20 protein-coding genes are annotated in these 24299 nt (G+C 68.6%); 13 read left to right on the forward strand and 7 right to left on the reverse strand.

The genetic code is table 11. The annotated features are described in order from the left end of the window. The first annotated feature begins 7 nt into the window (after nucleotides 1-7). The 3 genes from ABNK63_RS02610 to ABNK63_RS02620 all read left to right on the forward strand — a co-directional run bounded on the left by ABNK63_RS02610 (nucleotide 8) and on the right by ABNK63_RS02620 (nucleotide 5021). Nucleotides 8-1408, forward strand: coding sequence for a DNA polymerase Y family protein (locus ABNK63_RS02610; protein ID WP_040673124.1), 1401 nt, complete (start codon nucleotides 8-10; stop codon nucleotides 1406-1408). Then, nucleotides 1405-4473 (forward strand): error-prone DNA polymerase, encoded by a 3069-nt coding sequence (locus ABNK63_RS02615; protein WP_350016614.1) that lies wholly within the window; start codon nucleotides 1405-1407, stop codon nucleotides 4471-4473. Before ABNK63_RS02610 ends, ABNK63_RS02615 begins: the two co-directional genes overlap by 4 nt. 119 nt (nucleotides 4474-4592) lie before the next feature. Then, on the forward strand, nucleotides 4593-5021 hold the full coding sequence (locus ABNK63_RS02620; RefSeq protein ID WP_040673122.1) for a hypothetical protein: 429 nt from the start codon (nucleotides 4593-4595) through the stop codon (nucleotides 5019-5021). 39 nt (nucleotides 5022-5060) lie between these two features. Here the strand turns inward: ABNK63_RS02620 and ABNK63_RS02625 are convergent, their stop codons facing one another. From ABNK63_RS02625 to ABNK63_RS02635, 3 genes are read right to left on the reverse strand one after another with little or no spacing between them, the layout of a single operon-like run. Next, on the reverse strand, nucleotides 5061-5465 hold the full coding sequence (locus tag ABNK63_RS02625) for a hypothetical protein (RefSeq protein ID WP_007807369.1): 405 nt from the start codon (nucleotides 5463-5465) through the stop codon (nucleotides 5061-5063). Next, nucleotides 5462-5932: an Mpo1-like protein gene (locus ABNK63_RS02630; protein ID WP_350016615.1), complete on the reverse strand. Its 471-nt coding sequence runs from the start codon at nucleotides 5930-5932 to the stop codon at nucleotides 5462-5464. Before ABNK63_RS02630 ends, ABNK63_RS02625 begins: the two co-directional genes overlap by 4 nt. Before the next feature lie 21 nt (nucleotides 5933-5953). After that, nucleotides 5954-6850 carry a phosphoribosylaminoimidazolesuccinocarboxamide synthase gene (locus ABNK63_RS02635; protein ID WP_007807367.1) on the reverse strand — a complete coding sequence of 299 codons (897 nt, stop codon included), beginning with the start codon at nucleotides 6848-6850 and terminating at the stop codon, nucleotides 5954-5956. Between the two features lie 124 nt (nucleotides 6851-6974). On the opposite strand from ABNK63_RS02635, the gene ABNK63_RS02640 reads away from it, so the two are divergent. The 3 genes from ABNK63_RS02640 (at nucleotide 6975) to rpe (ending at nucleotide 8978) form a co-directional block, all read left to right on the forward strand. Next, complete coding sequence (locus ABNK63_RS02640; protein ID WP_007807366.1) at nucleotides 6975-7301, forward strand: c-type cytochrome; 327 nt, start codon at nucleotides 6975-6977, stop codon at nucleotides 7299-7301. After that, complete coding sequence (gene djlA / locus ABNK63_RS02645; protein WP_350016616.1) at nucleotides 7298-8110, forward strand: co-chaperone DjlA; 813 nt, start codon at nucleotides 7298-7300, stop codon at nucleotides 8108-8110. Before ABNK63_RS02640 ends, djlA begins: the two co-directional genes overlap by 4 nt. Before the next feature lie 187 nt (nucleotides 8111-8297). Next, nucleotides 8298-8978 carry a ribulose-phosphate 3-epimerase gene (rpe, locus tag ABNK63_RS02650; protein WP_007807364.1) on the forward strand — a complete coding sequence of 227 codons (681 nt, stop codon included), beginning with the start codon at nucleotides 8298-8300 and terminating at the stop codon, nucleotides 8976-8978. A gap of 144 nt (nucleotides 8979-9122) precedes the next feature. On the opposite strand, the gene ABNK63_RS02655 is transcribed toward rpe, so the two are convergent. Beyond that, entirely contained in the window at nucleotides 9123-9770 is a 648-nt protein-coding gene (locus ABNK63_RS02655) for a class GN sortase (protein WP_350016617.1), read from the reverse strand. After that, complete coding sequence (locus ABNK63_RS02660; protein ID WP_350016618.1) at nucleotides 9761-11722, reverse strand: marine proteobacterial sortase target protein; 1962 nt, start codon at nucleotides 11720-11722, stop codon at nucleotides 9761-9763. Before ABNK63_RS02660 ends, ABNK63_RS02655 begins: the two co-directional genes overlap by 10 nt. A gap of 649 nt (nucleotides 11723-12371) precedes the next feature. Here ABNK63_RS02660 and pdsR point away from each other — a divergent pair. The 4 genes from pdsR (at nucleotide 12372) to trpE (ending at nucleotide 17255) form a co-directional block, all read left to right on the forward strand. Next, nucleotides 12372-13061, forward strand: a complete 690-nt coding sequence (gene pdsR, locus ABNK63_RS02665; RefSeq protein WP_007807361.1) for a proteobacterial dedicated sortase system response regulator — start codon at nucleotides 12372-12374, stop codon at nucleotides 13059-13061. Beyond that, entirely contained in the window at nucleotides 13061-13639 is a 579-nt protein-coding gene (locus ABNK63_RS02670) for a hypothetical protein (protein WP_350016619.1), read from the forward strand. Before pdsR ends, ABNK63_RS02670 begins: the two co-directional genes overlap by 1 nt. Nucleotides 13640-13666: 27 nt before the next feature. Further along, a complete protein-coding gene (locus ABNK63_RS02675; protein ID WP_007807358.1) occupies nucleotides 13667-15691 on the forward strand; it encodes an ATP-binding protein in 2025 nt (674 codons plus the stop codon). A gap of 91 nt (nucleotides 15692-15782) precedes the next feature. Further along, entirely contained in the window at nucleotides 15783-17255 is a 1473-nt protein-coding gene (gene trpE, locus ABNK63_RS02680; RefSeq protein WP_193385062.1) for an anthranilate synthase component I, read from the forward strand. A gap of 46 nt (nucleotides 17256-17301) precedes the next feature. Here the strand turns inward: trpE and ABNK63_RS02685 are convergent, their stop codons facing one another. Then, complete coding sequence (locus ABNK63_RS02685; protein ID WP_350016620.1) at nucleotides 17302-17610, reverse strand: hypothetical protein; 309 nt, start codon at nucleotides 17608-17610, stop codon at nucleotides 17302-17304. Beyond that, nucleotides 17607-18275 (reverse strand): hypothetical protein, encoded by a 669-nt coding sequence (locus ABNK63_RS02690; RefSeq protein WP_007807353.1) that lies wholly within the window; start codon nucleotides 18273-18275, stop codon nucleotides 17607-17609. The genes ABNK63_RS02685 and ABNK63_RS02690 overlap by 4 nt, the downstream gene beginning before the upstream one ends. Nucleotides 18276-18446: 171 nt before the next feature. On the opposite strand from ABNK63_RS02690, the gene ABNK63_RS02695 reads away from it, so the two are divergent. The 3 genes from ABNK63_RS02695 to ABNK63_RS02705 are packed head-to-tail and all read left to right on the forward strand — an operon-like array spanning nucleotide 18447 to nucleotide 24291. Continuing rightward, entirely contained in the window at nucleotides 18447-20003 is a 1557-nt protein-coding gene (locus ABNK63_RS02695; protein ID WP_350016621.1) for an efflux transporter outer membrane subunit, read from the forward strand. After that, entirely contained in the window at nucleotides 20000-21175 is a 1176-nt protein-coding gene (locus ABNK63_RS02700; protein ID WP_350016622.1) for an efflux RND transporter periplasmic adaptor subunit, read from the forward strand. The genes ABNK63_RS02695 and ABNK63_RS02700 overlap by 4 nt, the downstream gene beginning before the upstream one ends. Then, nucleotides 21172-24291, forward strand: a complete 3120-nt coding sequence (locus ABNK63_RS02705) for a CusA/CzcA family heavy metal efflux RND transporter (protein WP_350016623.1) — start codon at nucleotides 21172-21174, stop codon at nucleotides 24289-24291. The genes ABNK63_RS02700 and ABNK63_RS02705 overlap by 4 nt, the downstream gene beginning before the upstream one ends. Nucleotides 24292-24299 lie beyond the last annotated feature (8 nt).

The following is a 24299-nucleotide window of genomic DNA, read 5'->3' on the forward strand; positions in this document are numbered from 1 at the left end:
GGCGCCGATGTTGTGGGCCTGCATAGCGTTGCCGCAGCTGGCACTGGACGGTGTCCTCCGTCGTCGTGCGGACGCGGGCCCACTGGTACTGGTGGCCGGCACCGGACATGCGCGCAGCATCGTGGCGGCGAACGCGGCCGCGCGCGAGGCCGGCCTGCGCGTGGGCCAGCGACTGAGCGCGGCGCAGGCGCTGCTGGCGCAATTCGAGGCACTGCCGTACCAGCCTGAGCGGGTCGATCAGTGGCATCGGTTCCTGGCCGCGGTGGCCTATCGCTACAGCGCCGAGGTGAGCCTGCTGCCCCACGCGATCGTGCTGGAGGTCAGCCGCAGCCTGAACCTGTTCGGTTCGTGGCCGCGGCTGGAAAGCCTGCTGCGCGCCGATCTCGATGCGCTGGGTTTCCGCCACCGGATCAGCGCCGCGCCCACGCCGCATGCGGCGCATGTGCTGGCCGGCGTCGCCGACGGCCAGGCGGTGCTCACCGACGAACAGCTGCGTCACGCATTGCAGCGCATCCCGCTGGCCCAGAGTCGCCTGCCTGCGGCGGCGGCCGAGGCCTTGCCGGGCATGGGCATCCGCACGCTGGGCCAGTTGCTGGCGCTGCCGCGCGACGGCCTGCGCCGGCGTTTCGGTGCGGAGTTGCTGCTCGCGCTGGATCGCCTGACCGGCGCGGCCCCGGCCGGCCTGGAAGCGTATCGGCCACCCGACCGCTTCGACCTGCGCATCGAGCTGACGCACGAAGTCGAAGCCATTGGCGCGCTGGTCTTTCCGCTGCGTCGCATGACGTCCGATCTGTCCGCCTATCTGGCCGGTCGCGACGGCGGCGTGCAGCGTTTCACGTTGCAGCTGGAACATCGCGAGGGACACACCGAGGTGAAGGTGGGCCTGCTCGCGCCCGAGCGCGAGGCCGGCATGCTGTTCGAACTGGCGCGCGCGCGGCTGGAGCAGGTGCAACTGCCGCAACCGGTCATCGCCATGCGCCTGCTCGCGCGCGATCTGCCTGCGTTCGTGCCGGCCGGCCGCGACCTGTTCGACGAGCGTCCCGCCAACGCGTTGCCGATCGAACAGCTGCGCGAACGCCTGCGTGCGCGGCTGGGCGATCGCGCCGTGCATCAACTGGGCAGCACCACCGATCCGCGGCCCGAGCTGGCGCAGAAAGTGACGGCCCACGATGACGGCTGGCAGGAACCCTCGCCGCGACCGACCTGGCTGTTCGAGCGGCCGATTCCGCTGCGCGGTGCCGCGCCGCGCATCCTGGCCGGCCCCGAGCGACTGGAAACCGGCTGGTGGGATGGCGGCGAGGTGTGCCGCGACTACTACGTGGTGGAGACCGCGCAGGGCCAGCGCGGCTGGGCGTTCTGCGCGCCGGGCGAGCGCGACGGCTGGATGCTGCACGGCTGGTTCGCATGAACGCGTATGCCGAGCTGCATTGCCTGTCGAACTTCTCGTTCGGCCGCGGCGCGTCCAGTGCGCGCGAACTGTTCGAGCGCGCGAAAGTTTGCGACTACGAGGCGCTGGCGATCACCGACGAGTGTTCGCTGGCCGGCATCGTGCGCGCGCTGGAAGCCTCGCGCGCCACCGGCGTCAAACTGATCGTGGGCGCCGAATTCCAGCTCGACGACGGCCCCAGGCTGGTGCTGCTGTGCGAGAGCAAGGCCGGCTATACCGCGCTGTGCAATCTGATCACCCGCGGCCGCCGCGCCTCGGTCAAGGGCACCTATCGCCTGCATCGCGCCGATCTCGCCGATGGCGTGCCGGGCACCTTCGCGCTGTGGCTGCCCGGGCGCGAGCCCGATGTCGCCCACGGCCGCTGGATGCGCGACACCTTCGCCGGGCGTGCGTGGCTGGCGGTGGAACTGCATCACGGCCCGGACGACGCCGGGCGCCTGCGCGAGCTGCAGCGACTCGGGCACAGCCTCGACCTGCCGCTGGTCGCCGCCGGCGACGTGCACATGCATGTGCGTCGCCGGCTTGCGCTGCAGAACACGCTGACCGCGATCCGCCATCGCGTGCCGCTGGCCGAAGCCGGCGCGCTGATCTTCCGCAACGGCGAGCGCCACCTGCGCCGGCGCGAGGCACTGGCGGCGATCTACCCGGACGCGCTGATGCACGAAAGCACCGCCATCGCCGCGCGCTGCACGTTCAGCCTCGACGAACTGACATACCGCTATCCCGCCGAGCTGGTGCCCGAAGGCCACAGCGCCAGCAGCTGGCTGCGGCACCTCACCGAAAAGGGCATGCGCTGGCGCTGGCCGAATGGCGTGCCAGAGAAGGTTCGCGCACAGATCGAGCACGAACTGGGACTGATCGAGGAGCTGCAGTACGAGTCCTATTTCCTCACCGTGCAGGACATCGTGCACTTCGCCCGCAGTCAGAAGATTCTCTGCCAGGGCCGCGGCTCGGCGGCCAACTCCGCCGTGTGTTTCGCGCTCGGCGTCACCGAGGTCGACCCGGCGCGGATGAACCTGCTGGTGGAGCGCTTTATCAGCAAGGAGCGCAACGAGCCGCCCGACATCGACGTGGATTTCGAGCACGAGCGGCGCGAGGAGGTGATCCAGTACATCTACGCCAAGTACGGTCGCGAGCGCGCCGCGCTGGCGGCCACGGTGATCTGCTATCGCGGCAGGAGCGCCGTGCGCGACGTGGCCAAGGCGCTGGGCTTGCCGCCGGATCAGGTGGATCTGTTGAGCGGCATCTTCGGCTGGCGCGGTGAGCAGTCGCTGGACGAGCGCCTGCGCGAACACGGTTTCGATCCGCAGGGCGCGGTGCTGCGCCGGGTGCTGAAACTCACCGCCGAGTTGCGCGACATGCCGCGGCACCTGTCGCAGCACGTGGGCGGTTTCGTGATCAGCGACGCGCCGCTGGCCGAACTGGTGCCGGTGGAGAACGCGGCGATGGCCGATCGCACCATCATCCAGTGGGACAAGGACGACCTCGACACCATGCGCCTGCTCAAGGTCGATTGCCTGGCGCTGGGCATGCTCAGTTGCGTGCGCCGTTGCCTGGATCTGCTGCGCGCGCATCGCGGCCAGGATTACAGCCTGGCGACGCTGCCGGCCGAAGACCCGCGAACGTACGAGATGATCCAGCGTGCCGACACCGTCGGCGTGTTCCAGATCGAGAGCCGCGCGCAGATGGCGATGCTGCCGCGGCATCGCCCGGAAAATTTCTACGACCTGGTGATCCAGGTGGCAATCGTGCGGCCCGGCCCGATCCAGGGTGACATGGTGCATCCGTACCTGCGCCGTCGGCGCGGCGAGGAGCCGGTGGACTATCCGTCGGAGGATCTGAAGGCGGTGTTCGAACGCACCCTGGGCGTGCCGCTGTTCCAGGAGCAGGTGATGAAGCTGGCGATCGTGGCGGCCGGCTACACGGCCGGCGAAGCCGACCAGCTGCGCCGCGCGATGGCGGCGTGGAAACGTCATGGCGGCATGGAGCACCATCGCGAGCGGATCATCCGCGGCATGCTCGAACGCGGTTACACCGCCGAGTTTGCCGCGCGATTGTTCGAGCAGATCAAGGGCTTCGGCAGCTACGGTTTTCCCGAGAGCCACGCGGCCAGTTTCGCCGGCATCGTCTACGCCAGCTGCTGGTTGAAATGCCACGAGCCGGCCGCATTCGCCTGTGCCCTGCTCAACGCACAGCCGATGGGTTTCTACGGGCCCAGCCAGATCGTGCAGGACGCGCAGCGCCACGGCATCGCGGTGCGCCCGGTCGACGTGCGCCACAGCGAGTGGGACTGCACGCTGGAGGACGACGCACGCGATCAGCCGGCGCTGCGGCTAGGGCTGCGCCAAGTGCGCGGTTTTCGCGAAGATGTCGCCGAACGGATGTCGGCGGCGCGCGCCGCGCGTGCCTTCGTCGACGTGACGGATCTGTGCGCCCGCACCGGCATCGACCGCCGCCAGCAGGAACTGCTGGCCGAGGCGGGCGCCTTGCGCGGCCTGGCGGGTCATCGCCATCGGGCGAAGTGGGCGGTGGCCGGCGTCGAGCCGCAGCTGCCGCTGTTCGGACGCGCCAGCCCGGCGGAAGAGGCCATCGCGCTGCCGGTGCCGTCGGTCGCGGAAAACCTGCAGTCGGACTATGCGCGTACCGGGCTCAGCCTCGGCCCGCATCCGCTGCAACTGATCCGTTCGCGCCTGCGCGCGGCGCGTTTCGCCGACTCGCGCAGCCTGCGCGGCCAGCGGCATCAGAGCCTGGTGCGCGCCGCCGGCCTGGTCACCCAGCGCCAGCGCCCGCAGACCGCCAGCGGCGTCACCTTCATCACCATCGAAGACGAGCACGGCGCCATCAACGTGGTGGTCTGGAGCCAGGTCGCCGAGCGGCAGCGGCGTGCGTATCTGGAGGCGCGCCTGCTCGGCGTGGAAGGGCAATGGGAGTGCGTCGACGGCGTGGCCCACCTGATCGCCCGGCGGCTCACCGACATGAGCGCGTGGCTGGGCGAGCTGGACAGTCGCTCGCGCGATTTCCATTGAATGTTCCGCGTGCGCAACCCGTGCGCTGTCGCGCGCCGCGGAATCGGGTAGGCTGACGCCACCGTCGCGACCGGCATGGGGATGCCGTCGCGCGGTTCTCTTTCCAATCCGGGGGATTTATGGGTACTTCTTCGTTGGCTGCATTGGCCGGCATGGGCCTGTTCGCCATGCTGGTGATGATCGTGGTGGGCATCCTGGTGGCGGCACTGGTGCTGAGCGTCGCCTTCCGGCTGGTGGTCGGCGTCATGCCGTCCTACCTGCGTGCGCTGGGCGCGGTGGTGCTGAGCTGGGTCGCGGGCGCCGTGGCGATGGTGATCATCGGCATGGTCAGCTCCGGTGGCGGCGGCGGACTGCTGTCGCTGATCGTGCAATTCCTGGTCGGCGCCTTCGTGGTGAACTATCTGCTGCTGTCGCAGAACGGCAGCCAGATCGGCTTCGGCAAGGCCTGCCTGGTGCAGGTGATCTACCTGGTGATCTTCCTGGTGCTGGCGATGATCTTCGCTGCGCTGATGGCGGTGTTCTTCGGCAGCATGCTGGCGCACGGATGATGCATCGAAGGGGCGGGACACCCGCCCCTTCGTCGTGTTTCAGGCCAGGCTGGTGGCCACGCCGAAGCTGATCGCCATGATCGCGGCCACCGCCATGCAGGCGCTGCCCGGGCGGATGCGGTGGGCATCGATGCGCGGCACCAGCCGCCACAGCAGGACGGCGCCGATCAGCATGTCCAGCACCAGCATCCAGCGCAGCAGGCCGGAACTCAGCAGCGCGCCGTAGGGCGGGTGCAGGTGGCCTTCATGGGCGGCCACGCCGACGACCAGCAGCAGGCCGATCATCGTCCACAGCAGGCAGGCCAGGTAGATGCGGTTGAACACCACCGCGCAGCGCTCGGTCCAGCGCAGCACCGACCAGCCGATCAGGGCGAACACCAGCGCCGCCATGCTGCTGTAGAGCACCCACCACAGCAGGGTGCTGATCACCGTGAGAAGCGTCATGTGATCTGCTTGAACCCCAGTTTGCGAAACAGCTTGGCCATCAGCCAAGCCGGGCCGACCAGCAGATAGGAAAGGTCGGTGAGGAAGCTGGGCTTGCGTCCCTCGTACTTGTGCCCGATGAACTGGCCGATCCAGGCCACCACGAATACGCCGATCGCGAGGTAGCACAGCTGCGCGGCGCCGAGCCGGTAGTACAGGAAGTTGGTGAGCAGGCCGAACAGGGCGAACACCACCAGCAAGCCGAGCGCCAGCCGGTGCGAGCGCCGCCAGTACCAGTAGAACGCCAGCACCATCACCAGCACCGCCCACGAGCCGGGACGCAGCTGGCCGATTGGCACCGGGATCGCCCACAGCAGCGCGATCACCGACCACAGGATCGGCGGCACGCAGAACCAGTGGAACATCTGGTTGGTCGGGTTCTGGTGGTCGCCGCTGTAACTGTCGAGCCAGTCCTGCATGGTGCGCATGGCGTTCCCCCGTTGAACGTTTCAGTCGAGCCGGATGCCTGCCAGGCGCTGCAGGGCTTCGGCATATTTGGCGGCGGTGCGGGCGATCACGTCGTCCGGAATCACCGGGCCGGGCGCGGTCTTGTTCCAGTCCTGCGTTTCCAGCCAGTCGCGCACGAACTGCTTGTCGTAGCTGGGCGGGCTGATGCCCACGCGGTATTCGTCGGCGGGCCAGAAGCGCGAGGAATCCGGGGTCAGCATCTCGTCCATCACGTACAGCTTGCCGCTGGCATCGGTGCCGAACTCGAATTTGGTGTCGGCGATGATGATGCCACGTTCGGCCGCATAGGCGGCTGCCCAGCGATAGATCGCCAGGGTGGCGTCGCGCACCTGGCCGGCCAGTTCGCTGCCGACCGCATCGATCACCGCGTCGAAGCTGACGTTCTCGTCGTGGTCGCCCACGGCGGCCTTGGTCGACGGCGTGAAGATCGGTTCGGGCAGTTGCTGCGCCTGCTGCAGGCCGGCCGGCAGCGCGATGCCGCACAGCGTGCCGGTGGCCCGGTAATCCTTCCAGCCCGAGCCGATCAGGTAGCCGCGGGCGATGCATTCCACCGGCACCGGCTTCAGCCGCCGCGTCACCACCGCGCGCTTTTCGTACAGCGCGAGATCGGTGCCTGGCGGCAGCACGTCGGCCAGCGGCACGTCGAGCAGGTGGTTCGGCACCAGGTGGGCGGTCTTGCCGAACCAGAAATTGGACATCTGGGTGAGCATTTCGCCCTTGCCCGGGATCGGGTTGGGCAGCACCACGTCGAACGCCGACAGGCGATCGGTGGCCACCATCAGCAGGCGGTCGTCGTCCAGCGCATAGACATCCCGCACCTTGCCGCGGTGGATCAGTTCGAGTCCGGGAAGGTTCGATTGCGGCAGGATGGTGGGCACGGCAGCGGGTTCCACGTGGCGGGGAAGCAACCATTCTAGCCGTTGCGACAGCGTCGCCGGTAACGCGCTGTGGGGTTTCGGGGGCACTGCTAGAATTGGCGTCCTTTGGCCCCATGTGTTGCCGATGCGCATTCCATTGATCGCGGTGCTGGTCCTGCTCGCCGCCCCCACGCTCCACGCCGGCACGCCGGCAGCCCCGGCCCGGCTCGGCCTGTGTGCCGCCTGCCACGGTGCCGACGGCCACGCCAGCATGCCCGGCGTGCCGAACCTGGCCGGGCAGCGGCTTGACTACCTGCGCGACGCGCTGAAGCAGTACCGCGACGGTCGCCGCAACATTCCGGTGATGCGCGCCGCGATCGGCCCGGTCAGCGACGCCGAGCTCGACGCGCTGGCGCGCTGGTACAGCGCGCAGCTTCCCCAACCGCAAGCCCAACCGCAAGGGCAGCCATGAGCTTCACTTATACGCTGTGGTTCGCGTTCTTCGGACTGATCATCGGCCACCTGCCCGGTGCGGTCACCGGCGCGGTGCTCGGTTTCATCTTCGACAACATGCGCTACAGCCAGCGCAAGAACGCCACGCCGGAAGCCGGCGGGTTCGTGGGCCCGCTGTTCACCCTGCTGGGCGCGGTGGCGAAGTCCGACGGCCGCGTGTCGGAGCAGGAGATCGCGATCGCCGAACGGCTGATGACGCGAATGAACCTGGATACCGAGCTGCGCAAGCAGGCGGTGGTCAGTTTCAACGTGGGCAAGCAGCCGGAGTTCGATGTCACCCGCACCATCGCCGAGCTGCGCAAGTGGGTCGGCCTGCGTCGCGACCATGCCTTCCCCGTGCTCGACGTGGTGATCGAGACGGTGCTGGCCGAAGGCAATCCGCCCCCGGAGAAGATGTCGATCCTGCGCCAGCTTGCCTTCGCCCTGCGCATCAGCGACATGGAGCTGATGGCGCTGATGGCGATGAAGGGCTATGCATGGAATGCCGGCTCCGGCGGTCCGCGCGGCGGCAACCAGCATTACGGCAGCGGCGGTGGCTACGTGCCGCCGCAGCGCACCCCGCAGGGGCCGGACCCGTACGCGGTGCTGGGCATCGACCGCAACGCCGACGAACGCGCGATCAAGCGCGCCTACCGCAAGCTGATCTCCGAACACCACCCCGACCGCCTCGGCGACCTGCCCGAAGACATGCGCAAGCGCGCCGAATCGCGCGCCAGCGAGATCAATGCCGCGTATGACCGGATCAAGGAACAACGCGGCTTCAAATAGACGAGATGCGCTCCCTCCCCTGCAAGGCAGGGGAGGGCCGGGGTGGGGTCGCTCTTGATCTTCAAATCAAAAGCGCACCCCCTCCCGACCTCCCCCTGCTTGCAGGGGGAGGAGCAAAGCGTCAACGTCGTGGCAGACTTGAAGTTCGTTTTCGCGCACCCGTCGTACTCTTTATCCAGGCCCTGTCATGCCCAAGCAATCCCCCATCATCGCCCCTTCGATCCTCGCCGCCGATTTCGCCCGGCTCGGCGAGGACACCGCCGCGGCGCTGGCCGCCGGTGCCGACTGGGTGCATTTCGACGTGATGGACAACCATTACGTGCCGAACCTCACGATCGGCCCGATGGTGCTGCAGTCGCTGCGCAAGTTCGGCATCACCGCGCCGATCGACGTGCATCTGATGGTCAAGCCGGTGGACCGCATCGTGCCGGACTTCGCCAAGGCCGGCGCCAGCCTGATCAGCTTCCATCCGGAGGCCAGCGAACACATCGACCGCACGCTCGGCCTGATCAGGGAATCCGGTTGCCAGGCTGGCCTGGTGTTCAATCCGGCCACGCCGCTGGATCATCTCGACTACGTGATGGACAAGCTCGACATGATCCTGATCATGTCGGTGAACCCGGGTTTCGGCGGCCAGAAATTCATCCCGGGCACGCTGGACAAGCTGCGCCAGGTGCGCGAGCGGATCGAGGCCAGTGGCCGCGACATCCGGCTCGAAGTGGATGGCGGTGTCACCGCGCAGAACATCGGTGCGATCGCCGCCGCCGGCGCCGACACCTTCGTGGCCGGCTCGGCGATCTTCCACGCCGCGGACTATCGCGCCGAGATCGAGGCCATGCACCGGGCGATTGCCGGATCGCGCACATAAAAATCCCGACGCAGTGAACGGCTGCGCCGGGATAAACGTCGTCGGAGACGTGAGAGGAAACACCATGATTGGTGTGCCGGCACGGCCACTACGGGGAGGGACTCACGCCGTGCCGGCACGTTCCACGGCAAGGAACCGCACCAATCACCAGTTCTGACCGGGCTGGTCAGCTTTGGTTCCCGCGATGCGGGGCGAAACCGCCATGCCGTCATTCAGTTTCAGCCGGCGCGCCTGCACCACGTAGCGCAGCGGGCCGCCCGGGACCACCGCATCGAACGGATAGCAGGTGACCAGCCATAGCCCGTCCATGCTGTCGCGGGGCGGGATGCGCGCCTGCCGGCTGTCGATGACGCGGCTGTCCGTCACCACGTAGTCGCTGCTGCCGCGCGGGCCGTCCAGGACCAGCCGGTCGCCCGGGTGCAGCGAGGGCAGGAAGCGGAACTGGGTGTCGCGATGCGCGCTGATCACGCCGAGTCCCGCAGCACCCGGGCGCACGCCGCCGTTACTCCAGCCCGGGCCGAACGCCAGCGCCTGGCCGCTGTCGCCATCCAGCACGATCAGGTCCTGATGCAGGCGCGGTACGCGCAGCCGCGCCAGCGGCGCGATGTCGGCCCACGGCCACGGCCGCTGCGCCAGCCGTCCGTGATCGGAGCGCGCCCAGGCCCGCTCCAGCAGCAGCTGCGCCAGCGCGGCCTTGGCGTGGATCCAGACGCCGTCCAGGCCCAGCCCCGCGGCCAGCATCAGCGCGCCGAACATCAGCGCGCGCCATGCCCGCTGCCGGATCATCGGCATGCCCGTTGCCGCCACCACGCCAGCGACGCCAGCAGCAGCGCCAGCAGGGCCAGCCAGAGTTCCAGCTCGGCCGCCGTGGCGGTCTGCGCGAAGTGGGTGCCGGCGGGCATCACGTTGGGAATCTGCTGGTGCTTCAGCGCGGCATCGGCGCTGCGCGCCGGGGTCCGGTCCACCGCCACCAGGCTGGTATAGGCGCTGACCAGATGGGCGTCCAGCGCGGTGCGGGTGATCGCCTCGACCAGCTCCGGCGCATCGCCGCCGCGGGCCAGCTGGTCGGACAGGTCGGCGATGCGCGACTGCGCCCACAGCCGATCCAGTCCCGCGGCCGGCCTGGCGGCGGACAGATCCGCGGGCACCGTCCACGCCCGCTCGGCCAGCTGGCCGTGCACCTGCACGCGGTCGACCGGCGCGGCCAGCCGGGCGGTGACCAGCAGCGGCTCGCCCAGGTACAGGTCGGGCAACTGCCGCGGATAGACGTCGCTGCCGGCCGGCCAGTCCACCTTGAGGTCGCGCAGGGCAGGGTGATCCAGCCGGGCCAGCAGGCTGACCATCGCCTTGCCCACGTTGCCGGTGTCGGTGACCAGGGTTTCGCTGCCGCGACCATGACGCGCGGCGGCCTGCAGGAAGCCTGCGTTCGGCGCATTGCCGATGCCGATCGGGAACAGTCGCGAATCACCCAGCTGCTCGTCGATCAACTGCATCAGGCCGTTCGGATCGTCGACCGCGCCGTCGGTGGCGAACAGCACCTGGCGCACGTAGCCGGGCGGCGCATGGCCGGCCAGCGCGAAGCGCAGCGCCGGCGCCATCTCGGTGCCGCCGTTGGCCTGCAACTGGTCGACCCAGGCGCGGGCTTTCTGCAACGCCTCGGGCGTGGCGGCCACCGCTTCGCTGGACCACGGGTTCAGTGTCGAATTGAATTCGGCCACGTTGAAGCGGTCGCCCGGCTGCAGCTGGCTCAGCGCCAGATCCAGCGCCGCGCGCGCCTGGCGGATCGATTCGCCGCCCATCGAGCCGGAGGTGTCGATGATCAGGATCAGCTCGCGCGGCAGGCGCTGCGCCTGTTGCTGCGGCGGCATCAGCATCAGCATCGCGTAATGGGCGCCATCGATGTCCTGGCGGAAGCTGGCCACGTTGGGCTGGGTTTGCGGCTGCGGCTGCCAGCTCAGCACGAAGTCGCGGTCCGGCAGCACGCTGGCGTCGCGCAGGCGAATGTCCCAGCGCTGGTCGTGCCGCGTGCTGATGATCGCGTGACTGGAGCTGTCCACGCTGGCCAGCGGCACGCCGGCATCCAGCTGCACCGCGATGTGCGTGCGCAGCGGCGCCTGCGCGTTGTCGTCGGCAAACACCTGCGGCGTGTCGATGCCGGCGTCCCCGGGCCGGGCGCCGTCGCGCATGTGGTAGCGCGGGGTGAAGGTCAGCGGAAAGCGCAGCGAGAACCTGCCCGCGCCGTAGTCGACGCGCTGCCAGTAGCGCAGCACGATCGTCACCGTTTCTCCCGGCGCAACGTTGGTCACCGCAGTGCGGAACAGGTTGCCCTCGTCGGCTTCGACCAGGGCCGCGCGCTTGCCGCTGTTGCGTGCCTGTTCGAACACCTTCTTCGCCGCTTCCTTGCGCTGGATGTCGGCCACGACACGGCGTTCGCCGATCTCCAGCGACATCGAATACACCGCCGCGCCGTCGGGCAGCGGCAGCAGGTACTGCGCCTCCAGCCAGTCCTTGCCGCTGTTGCGGAACTGCTGGCGCAGCTGGACTTCGGCAACCAGTCCGCTGACCTTGTACTCGACATCGGTGTCGAGACTGGCAAGCGCCTGCAGCTGGCCGCTGGCATCGCGCCAGCGCAGTTCGCCGCTGCCCGGTTCGGTGGCGTGCGCGGCGAGCCCGAACGAGGGGCCGGCGAACAGCAGGCCGGCGAACAGCAGCAGGTGAAAGAAGAGTCTGGATGATGCGCGCATGGCCGTCCCTTGGTCGTTGGCGGGGTTGTTGGCGGGTGCTACGGCTGCATTGCCGCATCCGGCGCGGCGCGGGCCGCGTCGGGAATGCGGCGGCTTGCGGCGCAATCGGGGCAGAACGATGGCAGGCGCTACGGACAAAAAAATCCCCTCGCGAGGAGGGGACAAGGAACCACCATGTCGGACGGAACAGGGGAGGCCGGAACTAAAGCGGTTGCCAGTCCGCGTCGGGCTCGTCCTGGCCAACGCCCGCTGCGCTTCCCTGCGCAGCGAACGTGCCAGTGCCTTCCACGGCGGGCGGAAGCAGGCGGAACAGGGGGAATCGGTGGAGGGTCATGACAGTCTCCCGAATCAGGGGTGGAGCATCAGATGCCGAGCAGCAAGCCCAGCAGCAGGGCGCCCAGCGCCAGGGTGATGCGCAGCGGTTCGAAGCCGTGCAGTTCGGCATTCGCGTCGCGCGGGTCGGTATCGAGTTTCATGAGTTTTCTCGTCGGGGGGCGACTCCATCAAAACGCCGGTGGCGGCGCGTGCGGCGGCGGCGAGCGGCCGGTTTGCCGTTCGCTTGTGGCAAAACGCGGGCATTCGTCGCCGATGGCTTGCGTCCGGGTGCTTCGCATAGCACGCTGCGCCCACCATTCGAAGGGAACGCATCATGGGCCGCAGCATTGCCATCGTCGAAGACGAACCGTTGATCCGCGCCAACTACGTCGAGGCGCTGAACCGCTTCGGCTACGACGCGCGGGGCTACGGCTCGCGCCAGGAGGCGTCCAGCGCATTCGCGATGAAGCTGCCCGAGCTGGTGATCATCGACATCGGCCTGGGCGACGAGCCGGAAGGCGGTTTCGACCTGTGCCGCGAGCTGCGCGCGAAATCCTCGACGCTGCCGCTGATCTTCCTCACCGCGCGCGATTCGGATTTCGACGTGATCTCCGGCCTGCGCCTGGGCGCCGACGACTACCTCAGCAAGGACACCAGCCTGCACCAGCTGGCCGCGCGCATCGCCGCGCTGTTCCGCCGCATCGAATCGCTGAAGGCGCCGGCTTCCAGCGAGACGGTGATCGAGCACGGCCCGCTGAAGCTGGAATCCGAGCGCATGCGGATCACCTGGAACGACGAGGAGATCCCGCTCACCGTCACCGAGTTCTGGATGGTGCACACGCTGATCCGCTTCCCCGGCCACGTGAAGAACCGCGACCAGCTGATGCGCGAGGCGGAACTCGTCGTGGACGACGCCACCATCACCTCGCACATCAAGCGCATCCGCAAGAAGTTCATCGCGGTGGCGCCGGAGTTCGACGCGATCGAGACCGTGCACGGCGTGGGCTACCGGTGGAAGCCGTGATGCGTGGCGCATGGCTGGTCGTGGCGTGGTGCGGATGGGCCACGCTGGCGCAGGCCGCGACGCCGACGGATGACGTGCTGGCCCGCGGCGCCCGCGACGGCAGCGCGCCCGCATGGGCGATCAGCGTGGCCACGCCGGCCGGCTGGACGCGCGACTGCTGCACCTACGCCCGCGCCATCGGCGTCAATGCGGTGCTGTACCAGGGCGAATGGAGCGGCAAGCCGCAGCGGGTGATGGTGCTCAACGTGTGGCCGCGCGAGCTGGGTACGCTGGCCGATGAAGTGCAGGCCGATCGCAAGCGCTACCTGCAGCACGACCCGGTCGGCAAGGCCTCCACCTTCGTCGTGCGCCATCCGGCGATGCCGTGCGAGGCTTCGGTGTACGAAGGCAGCGACCACGTCGACGACGTGCTGGTGTTCTGCGACCCCGGCGCCGCCAGCGGCGTGCGGCTGAGCTGGTCGATGGCCTTCGACGATGCCGATCCCGCGCGCCAGGCGCTGCTCGATGACTTCATGCGCGTGGTGGTGGCCAGCCGCTGGATGAAGGACACCGCGGCACCGGCCACGCATGCACCCTGATCTTCCTCGCCCTGATCGACCGCTCCGATGAGCCTGCGCCGCAAACTGCTGCTGGTTGCGCTGTGCACGCTGGCCCTGCCGATCGCGGGCTGGCTGTACGTGCGGCAGATGGAAACGCTGCTGCGCGAGGGCCAGGCGCAAGCCCTGCTGGCCTCGGCCAATGCGGTGGCGCGCAGCCTGGTGGTGACCGGCGCGCTGCCGCCGGTGAGCGCCAGCAACTGGTACGTGGAATCGAGCGCGCAACCGATCACCGTCGATGGCTACGGCGACGACTGGGCGCCGCTGACGCCGTGGAGCCAGTCGCTGGGGTCGCACGGCAAGCTGCTGCTGGCGGGCGACGACAACTGGCTGTACCTGTATGCCGACGTGCGCGACACCCGTCGCACGCGTGCCGATGCCGATGATGCGAACGCGCTGGCGGCCGACCACCTGATCCTGGCGCTGGGCAATGCGAACGGCCAGCGCCGCTACCTGGTGGCCAGCGCGGCGCCCGGTGCGCTGGCGGCGCGCCCGCTCGATCCGCCGGTCGACGGCCTGCCCGAAATGATCCCCGCGCAATGGCAGGAGGATGGCAGCGGCTACCGCGTCGAACTGCGGTTGCCACGCAGCCTCGCCTTGCGCCGCCTTGGTGTCGGCATCTACGACGCGACGGCCGGCGGCGACCGCATGGCAGCCGACACGCGCCCGCTGCTCGACTACTCGGACAAGTTGTCCGGCGAACTGGCCCAACTGGTGCCCGACCAGGTGCAGGCGCGCGTGCTGGCGCCGCAGGGCTGGTTGCTGGGGCGCAGCGGAAGGTTGAACACCTTGCCGGGCAGCGATGGCCAGCCGGGCTGGTTCGCCGCGCTGGTCTATCGCTCGCTGCTGGCCAACCGCCTTGAGGATGCCAACCTGTGGGCGCAGGACGTGCCGCGGCTGGACAGCGGCGAAGTGCGCCGCGCCGCAGGCGGACAGCCCGCCACGGTGTGGCGCAGTGGCGAGGAGCGCGGCAGCGTGGTGCTGGCCGCCGCGGTACCGATCGAGCGGGCCGGCAAGGTCGATGGCGTGCTGCTGCTGGAACAGCCCAGCCGCACCGTGCCGTTGCTGGCCAACCGTGCCCTGCTCGGCCTGTTGCTGACCAGCTTCGGCGTACTGCTGGTGGCCGGCGGCATCCTGCTGTGGTTCGCCACGCGGCTGAGCCTGCGGCTGGGTCGCCTGCGCAACGCGGCCGAGCGCGCCCAGTTCAACGATGGACGTCTGGACGGCCTTTTCGACAGCGGCAAGTTCCCGATGACCGACGCGCCGGACGAGATCGGCGACCTGGCCCGCAGCTTCGAGCGGCTGTTCGAGGTGGTCGGCAGCTATACCGACTACCTGCGCACGCTGGCCTCGAAACTCTCGCACGAACTGAACACGCCGCTGGCGATCGTGAAGTCCTCGCTGGACAACCTCGAACACGCCCTGCAGGCGCAGGACCGCCTGCCCGCCGACGCGCAGCCCTACCTGGCGCGCGCCCGCGACGGCGTGGCGCGGCTGGGCGCGCTGGTGCGCGCGATGAGCGAGTCGAGCCGGATGGAGCGCTCGATCACCGCGGCGGAGCCGGAGGATGTCGACCTGCGCGAGGTGGTGCGCGGTTGCGCCGAGGCCTACCGGCCGCTGATCGGCACGCGCCGCCTGGCCTGCGAACTGCCGGCCGGCCCGATCAACCTGCACTGCGCGCCCGAGCTGATCGCCCAGGCGCTGGACAAGCTGCTCGACAACGCGCTGTCGTTCACTCCGCCCGACGGCTGGTTGCGCCTGAGCCTGGCGGCCACGCCCGACGGCGCCGAGATCGAGCTGGCCAACCAGGGCCCGCCGCTGCCGGCCGCGATGCAGGGCCGGCTGTTCGATTCGCTGGTCAGCCTGCGCGACAAGGCCACCCCCGGCGACGCGCCGCACCTGGGCCTGGGCCTGTACGTGGTGCGCCTGGTGGCCGAACGCCACGGCGGCGTGGCCAGCGCCCGCAACCTCGACGACGGCAGCGGCGTGGCGTTCTCGTTGCGCCTGCACGGAATGCCGCGGCCGCGGTTGTGAACCGCGCCGTTCGCTCACGCTGTCGCCGGCTCTGCCCTACAATCGGCGATCCTGCCAGCCACGGATTGAGCACGTGATCTCCCCAGACAAAATCAGCCGGGACGAATTCGACGCGCTGGTTGCCCAGGGCCACACCCGCATACCGCTGGTGCGCGAGGTGTTCTCCGACCTCGACACGCCGCTGTCGGTGTACCTGAAACTGGCCGATGGCCCGTACACCTTCCTGTTCGAATCGGTCGAGGGCGGCGCCACCTGGGGACGCTATTCGATCATCGGCCTGCCGGCGAAGCGGGTGTATCGCCTGCGCGGCCACGAGCTGGAGGTCGAGGATTCGGGCGAGGTCACCGAACGTCGCCACCTCGATGATCCGCTGGGCGAAATCGAGAAACTGCGCGCACAGTACGACGTGCCGCGGCTGCCGCAGCTGCCCGCGTTCTCGGGTGGCCTGGTCGGCTACTTCGGCTTCGAGACGATCGGCTACATCGAGCCCCGGCTGGCCCAGTGGGATCGCGCCGACGAGCTGGGCACGCCCGACGTGCTGCTGATGCTGGCCGAGGAAGTGGCGGTATTCGACAACCTCAAGGGCCGGCTGTACCTGATCGTGCACGCCGATCCGTCGCAGCCGCAGGCGTACGCCGAGGCGCAGCGCCGGCTCGATGCGCTGGTCTACCGGCTGCGCCAGGGCGGCGCGTCGTACCCCCAGCTGACCCAGTCGGTCGCGTTGGACGAGGGCGACTTCAAATCCTCCTTCACGAAGGAGGAGTTCGAGGCGATGGTCGAGAAGGCCAAGGAATACATCCGCGCCGGCGACATCTTCCAGGTGGTGCCGTCGCAGCGGCTCAGCGTGGGTTTCAACGCGCGACCGGTCGACGTGTACCGCGCGTTGCGCGCCCTGAACCCGTCGCCGTACATGTATTTCGTCGACCTGGGCGATACCCAGATCGTGGGTTCCTCGCCGGAAATCCTCGCCCGGCTGAAGGACGGCAAGGTGGTGGTGCGCCCGCTGGCCGGCACCCGCAAGCGCGGCGCCACCGACGAAGAAGACCAGGCACTGGAAGCCGAGTTGCTGGCCGATCCCAAGGAACGCGCCGAGCACGTGATGCTGATCGACCTGGGCCGCAACGACATCGGCCGGATCAGCGAGAACGGCACGGTCGAAGTCAGCGAATCGTTCGTGATCGAGCGCTACTCGCACGTGATGCACATCGTCTCGCAGGTGCAGGGCACGGCCAAGCCGAACCTGAGTTACATGGACGTGCTGAAAGCCACCTTCCCGGCCGGCACGCTCAGCGGCGCGCCGAAGATCCGCGCGCTGGAGATCATCCAGGAACTGGAACCGTACAAGCGCAACATCTATGCCGGCGCAATCGGCTGGATCGGCTGGTGGGGCGACGCCGACACCGCCATCGCGATCCGCACCGCGGTGATCCAGAACGGCCGCCTGCACGTGCAGGCGGGCGCCGGCATCGTCTACGACTCCGATCCCGCCGCCGAGTGGGAAGAGACGATGAACAAGGGCCGCGCGCTGTTCCGCGCGGTGGCGCAGGCGGCGAAAGGGTTGTAGCGCTACTGCCGCATGCGGCCACCGTCCGGGAGCAGGCGTCGGACGGTCAGCGCCAATGCCTGGATGCCCACAACGCGATGGCCACGACGACGACGACGATGCCGAGGATGCGTTCCCGGCGCGACTTCGCCGTGGCGATCAGGGCGGCCTGACTGATCACGATCGCGGCCAGCAGCAGCAGCGCGAACATCGCGCCGTTGTCAGAGCCGGCATCCGGCGGTGCGGTGATCGAGGGATCCATCTGCTGCATCCAGTCGTAGCGATGGACGGGCAGGGCAAGGAACACCAGTGCTCCCCACGCGAACAGCGCCCACGCGGCGATCCTGGCGAAAAGTCGGGTCGTTGCCGGTTTCACTTGAGCAGACCGCTGAAGCGGGGCCAGAACTTCACGATGAAATCGCCGTAGCTGGTGTTCTTGCGGATCTGCTCCAGGCTCAGGCCGATGCCGCGGTTGTAGCGCGCTCCTGCAATGCGAACCTCATCCATGCCCAGCGCGGGCGGCTGCGTCTGCAGTCCGTCGTGATCGATGAGCATGCGCAGGTGACGGGCGACCAGTGCGATGTTGAACACATCCTTCTGCAGGCAGTCCGCAAGGTTGCTCAACTGTGCGTGCGACATCCGGGCCGGGTCCATGCCGAGGGTCTGCGATGCCGTGCGCAATTGCATGCTGACCGAGCCGAACGATGTCCTGGCCGGGTGATGGGTCACCGTGAGGTGCCGATCAATCCAGTCCGGGCCGCTCCAGTCGAACGAGCGCACGTCGAAGGCCACCCGATCGATGGAGTCGGGATCGCCGCCCACCTCGATCCAGCACACGCCTGCCAGAAGTTCGGCTGGCATGGCGTATTGCGCCGCGTTCGAGGTGATCAATTTCCGGTTGTGCCGGACCCACGCATCCTTGAAACGCTGGATGAAGGGTATGCCGCCGCCGAGTCGTTCCGGCACCAGCTTCCAGGCGAACAGATCCAGCCATCCCCAAGTCGGGGAGCCGTTGGATACGGGGCACGCAAGGTCCGTCATGGTGCGGGTTCTCGGTCCGGGTCATGGCCGGGAGATGCGCCACGTTAGGCGGGCGGTCCGCAATTGACAAGCGGATTCGACGTAATTTCTTGCAGGCTTTCGCCACGGCTTGGTACGTTATATCGTTGCGGCCCCGATCTTTCCGTGCAGACGCCTCCGCATGAACAATCCGTGGTTCGAGCGCTTGCCGGTGCCGTCGAAGTGACGGCTGCGATGTTCGGGCGGGTGCGTTCCCCGGGGCGGCTGCTTGTCGCGGCCATCGCCGCGCTGGCGATCGGCGGTTGCGCGGTGGGGCCGGATTTTCATCGGCCGTCTGCGCCGGACATGGCCAGCGTGGCCGCGGGTCCGCTGCCCGCCAGCACGGCCAGCGCGAACGTGGCTGGCGGCCGGGCGCAACATTTCGTCGCCGGCGCGGATATTCCCGCGCAGTGGTGGACGCTGTTCCATTCCACCGCATTGAACGCACTGGTCGAACAGGCGCTGGCGCACAACGCCGACCTCAAGGCGGCGCAGGCCGCGTTGGACGTGGCGCGCGAAACCACGCGGGCCGGACGCGGCGCCCGCTACCCCAGCGTCAGCGTCGGCATGTCGGCCAGCCGCGAGCAGGACCCGCCCGGCGCGCTGGCGCCGGTGCCCAGCAACAACGCGTTCCTGTACAACCTGTTCACCCCGCAGGTCAGCGTGTCGTATGTGCCGGACGTGTTCGGGCTCAACCGGCGCACGCAGGAGTCGCTGCAGGCGCAGCAGCAGGCGGTGCGTTTCCAGATGCTGGCCACGCGCATCACGCTGAGCACCAACGTGGTGGCCGCGGCCGTGCAGCAGGCGTCGTTGCGGGCGCAGGTCGGGGCGACGCGCGAGCTGGTCGGGATCAACGCCCACATGGTGCAGATCCTGCAGTACCAGCGGGACAAGGGTTATGCCGGCGGGCTCGAGCTGGCCGCGCAGCAAGCGCAGCTGGCGCAGGTCAGGGCGAGCCTGCCGCCGCTGCTGACCCAGCTGGAGCAGCAGAACCACCTGCTGGCGGTGCTGACCGGGCAGTTGCCGGAGCAGGCGTCGTCGCCGTCGTTCAATCTCGCCGCCCTGCAGCTGCCGCAGGCGTTGCCGCTGAGCCTGCCTTCGACGCTGGTGGTGCAACGTCCCGACGTGCGCCAGGCCGAAGCGAACATGCATGCGGCCAGCGCCCAGATCGGCGTGGCCATCGCCAACCGGTTGCCGAACCTTTCGCTGAGCGCGAATGCGGGCAGCACGGCGTTGGCGATCAACCAGCTGTTCAAGTCCGGCACCGGCTTCTGGAGCGTGGGCGCGGACCTGGCTGCGCCGATCTTCCAGGGCGGCAGCCTGCTGCATCAGGAGCGGGCGGCGAAGGCCGCCTATGCGCAAGCCGCCGAGGAATATCGGGGCACGGTACTGACCGCATTCCAGAACGTGGCCGACGTGCTGTCAGCGTTGCAGCACGACGCCGAGGGCCTGCAGGCCGCGGCCGGCGCGGAGCAGGCCGCGAAGCTCACCCTGGACTTGTCGCGGCGCCAGTACCAGGCCGGCTACGCCGGCTATCTGTCGCTGCTTTCCGCAGAGCAGGGCTACCAGCAGGCGCGCATCGCGCTGGTGCAGGCACAGGCCAGTCGCTACGCCGACACCGCCGCGCTGTTCCAGGCGCTGGGTGGCGGCTGGTGGCATGCGGACGACGCTTCTTCGGATCAGCCAAGGCACAACCCGGGACATCGATGAAAAGCAGATCCTCTTCGGTGGCGCCTCGCACGCCGCCCGTTCGCCTGGCCTGCCTGCTTGCGCTGGGCATGCTCATCGGCGTGGCAGGTTGTTCCTCGAAATCCGCCGCGCCGCAGGTTGCGGCGGCCGACACGCCGAAGAACGTGACGATGACCGCGGCACAGCGCCAGCACATCCGCCTGCTCACGCTGGCGCCGGCGAGTTTCCATCGCACGGTCGACACCACCGGCGTGGTGGATTTCGACAACGACCAGGCCACCAGCGTGCTGGCGCCATTCTCCGGCCCGGTGGCGCGACTGCTGGTCGCGCCGGGCGACAAGGTGCGCCAGGGCCAGCCGCTGGCGCTGGTGGATTCGCCGGACTTCTCCGCGGCGATCGGCAGCTATCGCAAGGAGCTGATCACGGCGCGGAATGCGCGGCGGCTGGCCGACGCCGACAAGGACCTGCTGCAACACGAAGGCGTGTCGCGGCGCGAAACCGAGCAGGCGCAGATCGACGCGGCCAGCGCCGAGGCCGATCGCGATGCGGCGCTGCAGGCGCTGGTGGCGCTCGATGTCGATGCGGCCACGATCAAGGCGATCCAGGCCGGTCGCACGGTGGCGCGGGTGCAGGGCGTCATCCGCGCGCCGATCGCCGGCACCGTGGTGGACAAGCTGATCACTCCCGGGCAGCTGCTGCAGGCCGGCAGCACGCCGTGCTTCACCGTGGCCGACCTGTCGAAGGTGTGGGTGATGGCGCAACTGTCGGCGGCGGAACTGGCCGGGATCGGGGTCGGTGATCCGGCGCAGGTGGATGCCGGCACGCCGGGCGAGGAGTGGCCCGGCACGGTGGACAACATCGCCGCGGTGGTGAACCCGGATACCCGGGCGATCGCCGCGCGCATCGTGGTCAACAACCCCGAGGGTGTGCTGCGCAAGCAAATGTACTTGCGCGTGCGCATCCAGTCGCGCCAGGCCGGCGAGGGCCTGCGGGTTCCCGCCTCGGCGTTGCTGCGCGACGACGAGAACCTGCCGTTCGTCTACCTGCTGCAGCACGATGGCAGCTTCGCCCGTCGCCATGTCACCATGGGGACGCGCAGCGGCGACGGCTACCTGATCAGCGAAGGCCTGCGGGCCGGCGACCGCATCGTGGTCGACGGCGGCATCTTCGTGCAGTTCATGCAAAACCAATGAGCGAGCACCTGCCGCCCATGCCGCCGCGCGCGGCGTCGCTGATGAACCGGCTCGTCGGCGCCTCGCTGGCGCAGCGTTTCCTGGTTGCGCTGCTGGTGCTGGTGCTGGTCGGTGCGGGCGTGCATGCGCTGCACCGGCTGCCGGTGGATGCGTATCCCGACCTGTCGCCGCCCAGCGTGGAGATCGTCACCCAATGGCCCGGCCACACCGCCGAGGAAGTGGAACGGCTGATCACGGTGCCGGCCGAGCAGGGCATGACCGGCATTCCGAAGACCGACAACGTCCGCTCGATTTCGCTGTACGGCCTGTCGGTGGTCACGCTCACCTTCGACGACGGCACCGACAATTATTTCGCGCGCCAGCAGGTGTTCAACCGGCTCGGCGACCTCGACCTGCCCGACGGGGTGAAGCCGTCGGTGTCGCCGCTGTCGTCGCCGTCGGGGCTGATCTATCGCTATGTGCTGCAAAGCTCCGACCGCTCGCCGATGGAGCTGAAGACCTTCGAGGACTGGGTGGTCGAGCCGCAGTACCGCGCCGTGGCGGGCGTGGCCGACGACTCCGGTTTCGGCGGCGGCAGCATGCAGTACCAGGTGTTGCTGGACCCGGCGAAGATCGCCGGGGTCGGGCTCACCGCGCAGCAGGTGCAGGCCGCGCTGGCCGCCAACAACGGCAACGCCGGCGGCGGCTTCTACGCGCAGGGCGGCCAGTTCTACTACGTGCGTGGCGTGGGCCGGCTGCAGACGCTGGAGGACATCGGCAACGTGGTGCTGGCCGTGCACGACGGCACTCCGGTGCTGGTGAAGGACGTCGGCCGCGTGGTGATCGGCGTCGCGCCGCGGCTGGGCCAGTTCGGCTTCGAGCAGAAGAACGACGCGGTCGAGGGCGTGATCTCGCTGCGCACCGGCGAGAAGACCCAGGACGTGCTGAAGCGGGTCGAGGCGAAGACGAAGGAACTCAACGAACAGATCCTGCCGAAGGACATCAAGGTCCATCCGTTCTACGACCGCAGCGATCTCGTCGCGGTGACCACCCAGGTGGTCAGGGACAACCTGCTGCGCGGCATGCTGCTTGTCGTGGTGGTGCTGATCTTCTTCCTGTACGACGTGCGCGCCGGGCTGATCGTGGCGGTGACCATCCCGCTGTCGCTGCTGGTCGCGTTCATCGGGCTGGACCTGCAGGGCGCGTCGGCCAACCTGTTGTCGATCGGCGCGATCGACTTCGGCATCCTGGTCGACGCGGCGGTGGTGATGGTGGAGAACATCCACCGCCAGCTCGCCGATCGCGAAGGCACGAAGTTCAACCTGATCGAGGTGATCCGCGACGCGGCGGCCGAAGTCGATCGCCCGCTGTTCTACGCGGTGGCGGTGATCGTGGTCAGCTTCCTGCCGATCTACGTGCTGTCCGGCCCGTCCGGCACGCTGTTCAAGCCGATGGCCGACACCATGGTGTTCGCACTGATCGGTTCGCTGGTGGTCACCCTGACCTTGCTGCCGGTGCTGTGCTCGTGGCTGATGCGCAAGGGCGTGCGCGAACGGCGCAACCGCGCGTTCGAGGCGATCAGGTCGGTCTACATCCGGGGACTGGACTTCTGCCTGGCCCGGGTGTGGCTCACCACGATCGCCTCGGCCCTGCTGCTGGGGCTGTCGCTGCTGCTGATCCCGCGCATCGGCGCGGAGTTCATGCCGCACCTGGACGAGGGCGCGCTGTGGGTGCGCGCGACCATGCCGTACACCATCTCGTTCGACGAATCGGCGAAGATCACCCCGCAGATCCGCGACATCCTGCGTTCGTTCCCCCAGGTCACCACGGTGGCCTCGGAACTGGGTCGGCCCGACGACGGCACCGACTCCACCGGCTTCTTCAACGTCGAGTTCTACGTCGGGCTGAAACCGTATTCGCAGTGGACCGGAAAGTACCGCAACAAGGCCGAGCTGACCGCAGCGATCAACCAGAAGCTGCAGAGCTTCCCCGGCATCACCTTCAACTACACCCAGCCGGCCGAGGATGCGGTGGACGAAGCCGAGACCGGCCTGAAGAGCGCGCTGGCGGTGAAGGTGTTCGGCCCCGACCTCGACACGCTGCAGGCGAAGGGCAAGGCGATCAAGCGCGTGCTGGAACAGGTGCGCGGCATCCGCGACGTGACCCTGGTGCAGGAGCTGGGCCAGCCCAGCCTCAGCATCCGCATCAAGCGCGCGGCGATCGCCCGTTACGGCCTCAACGTGGACGACATCAACGGCCTGATCCAGACCGCCATCGGCGGCGACGTGGCGACCGAGGTGATCCAGGGCGAGAAGCAGTTCGACCTGGTGGTGCGGCTGGACCGGCAGTATCGCGACAACGCCGAGGCGATCGGCAACATCCTGGTGGCCACGCCGGGCGGCCAGCAGCTGCCGCTGAAGGAATTCGCAGATATCGAGGTGACCAACGGCGCCTCCTTCATCTACCGGCAGGACAACTCGCGTTACATCGGCGTGCAGTTCTCGGTGGAAGGCCGCGACCTGGCCGGCGCGGTGGAGGACGCGATCGCCCAGGTCAATGCGAAAGTGAAACTGCAGCAGGGCTACCGGCTGGACTGGGGCGGCGAGTACAAGGAATACACCGCCTCGCGCGCACAGCTGAACCTGATCGTGCCGCTCACCGTGGGGCTGATCTTCCTGCTGCTGTTCACCCTGTACAGCAACTTCAAGTTTCCGTTCATCACCGTGCTCGGCGTGGTGCTGTCCGCGCCGGCCGGCGGCATCATCGCGCTGTGGCTGACCGGCACACCGTTCTCGGTGTCGTCGGGGATCGGCTTCCTCGCGCTGTTCGGGGTCTCGGTGCAGACCGCCGTGGTGTACATCTCCTACGTCAACGAACTGCGCCGCAACGGTGTCGAGGTGGCCGAGGCAATCCGCGAAGGCGCGATCCTGCGCCTGCGCCCGATCATGATGACGGCGCTGGTGGCGGCGCTGGGCCTGTTGCCGGCGGCGCTGGCCACCGGCGTGGGCACCGATACACAGCGGCCGTTCGCCCTGGTCATCGTCAGCGGCCTGTTCACCCGCCTGCTGATCAGCGTGTTCCTGATGCCGGCGCTGTACGCGCTGGTGGCGCGGCCGGGCGACCGGCTGGAAGTGTGAGGCCACTT

The sequence above is a fragment of the Rhodanobacter sp. IGA1.0 genome (assembly GCF_040208325.1).
GTDB classification, from domain to species: Bacteria; Pseudomonadota; Gammaproteobacteria; order Xanthomonadales; family Rhodanobacteraceae; genus Rhodanobacter; species Rhodanobacter spathiphylli.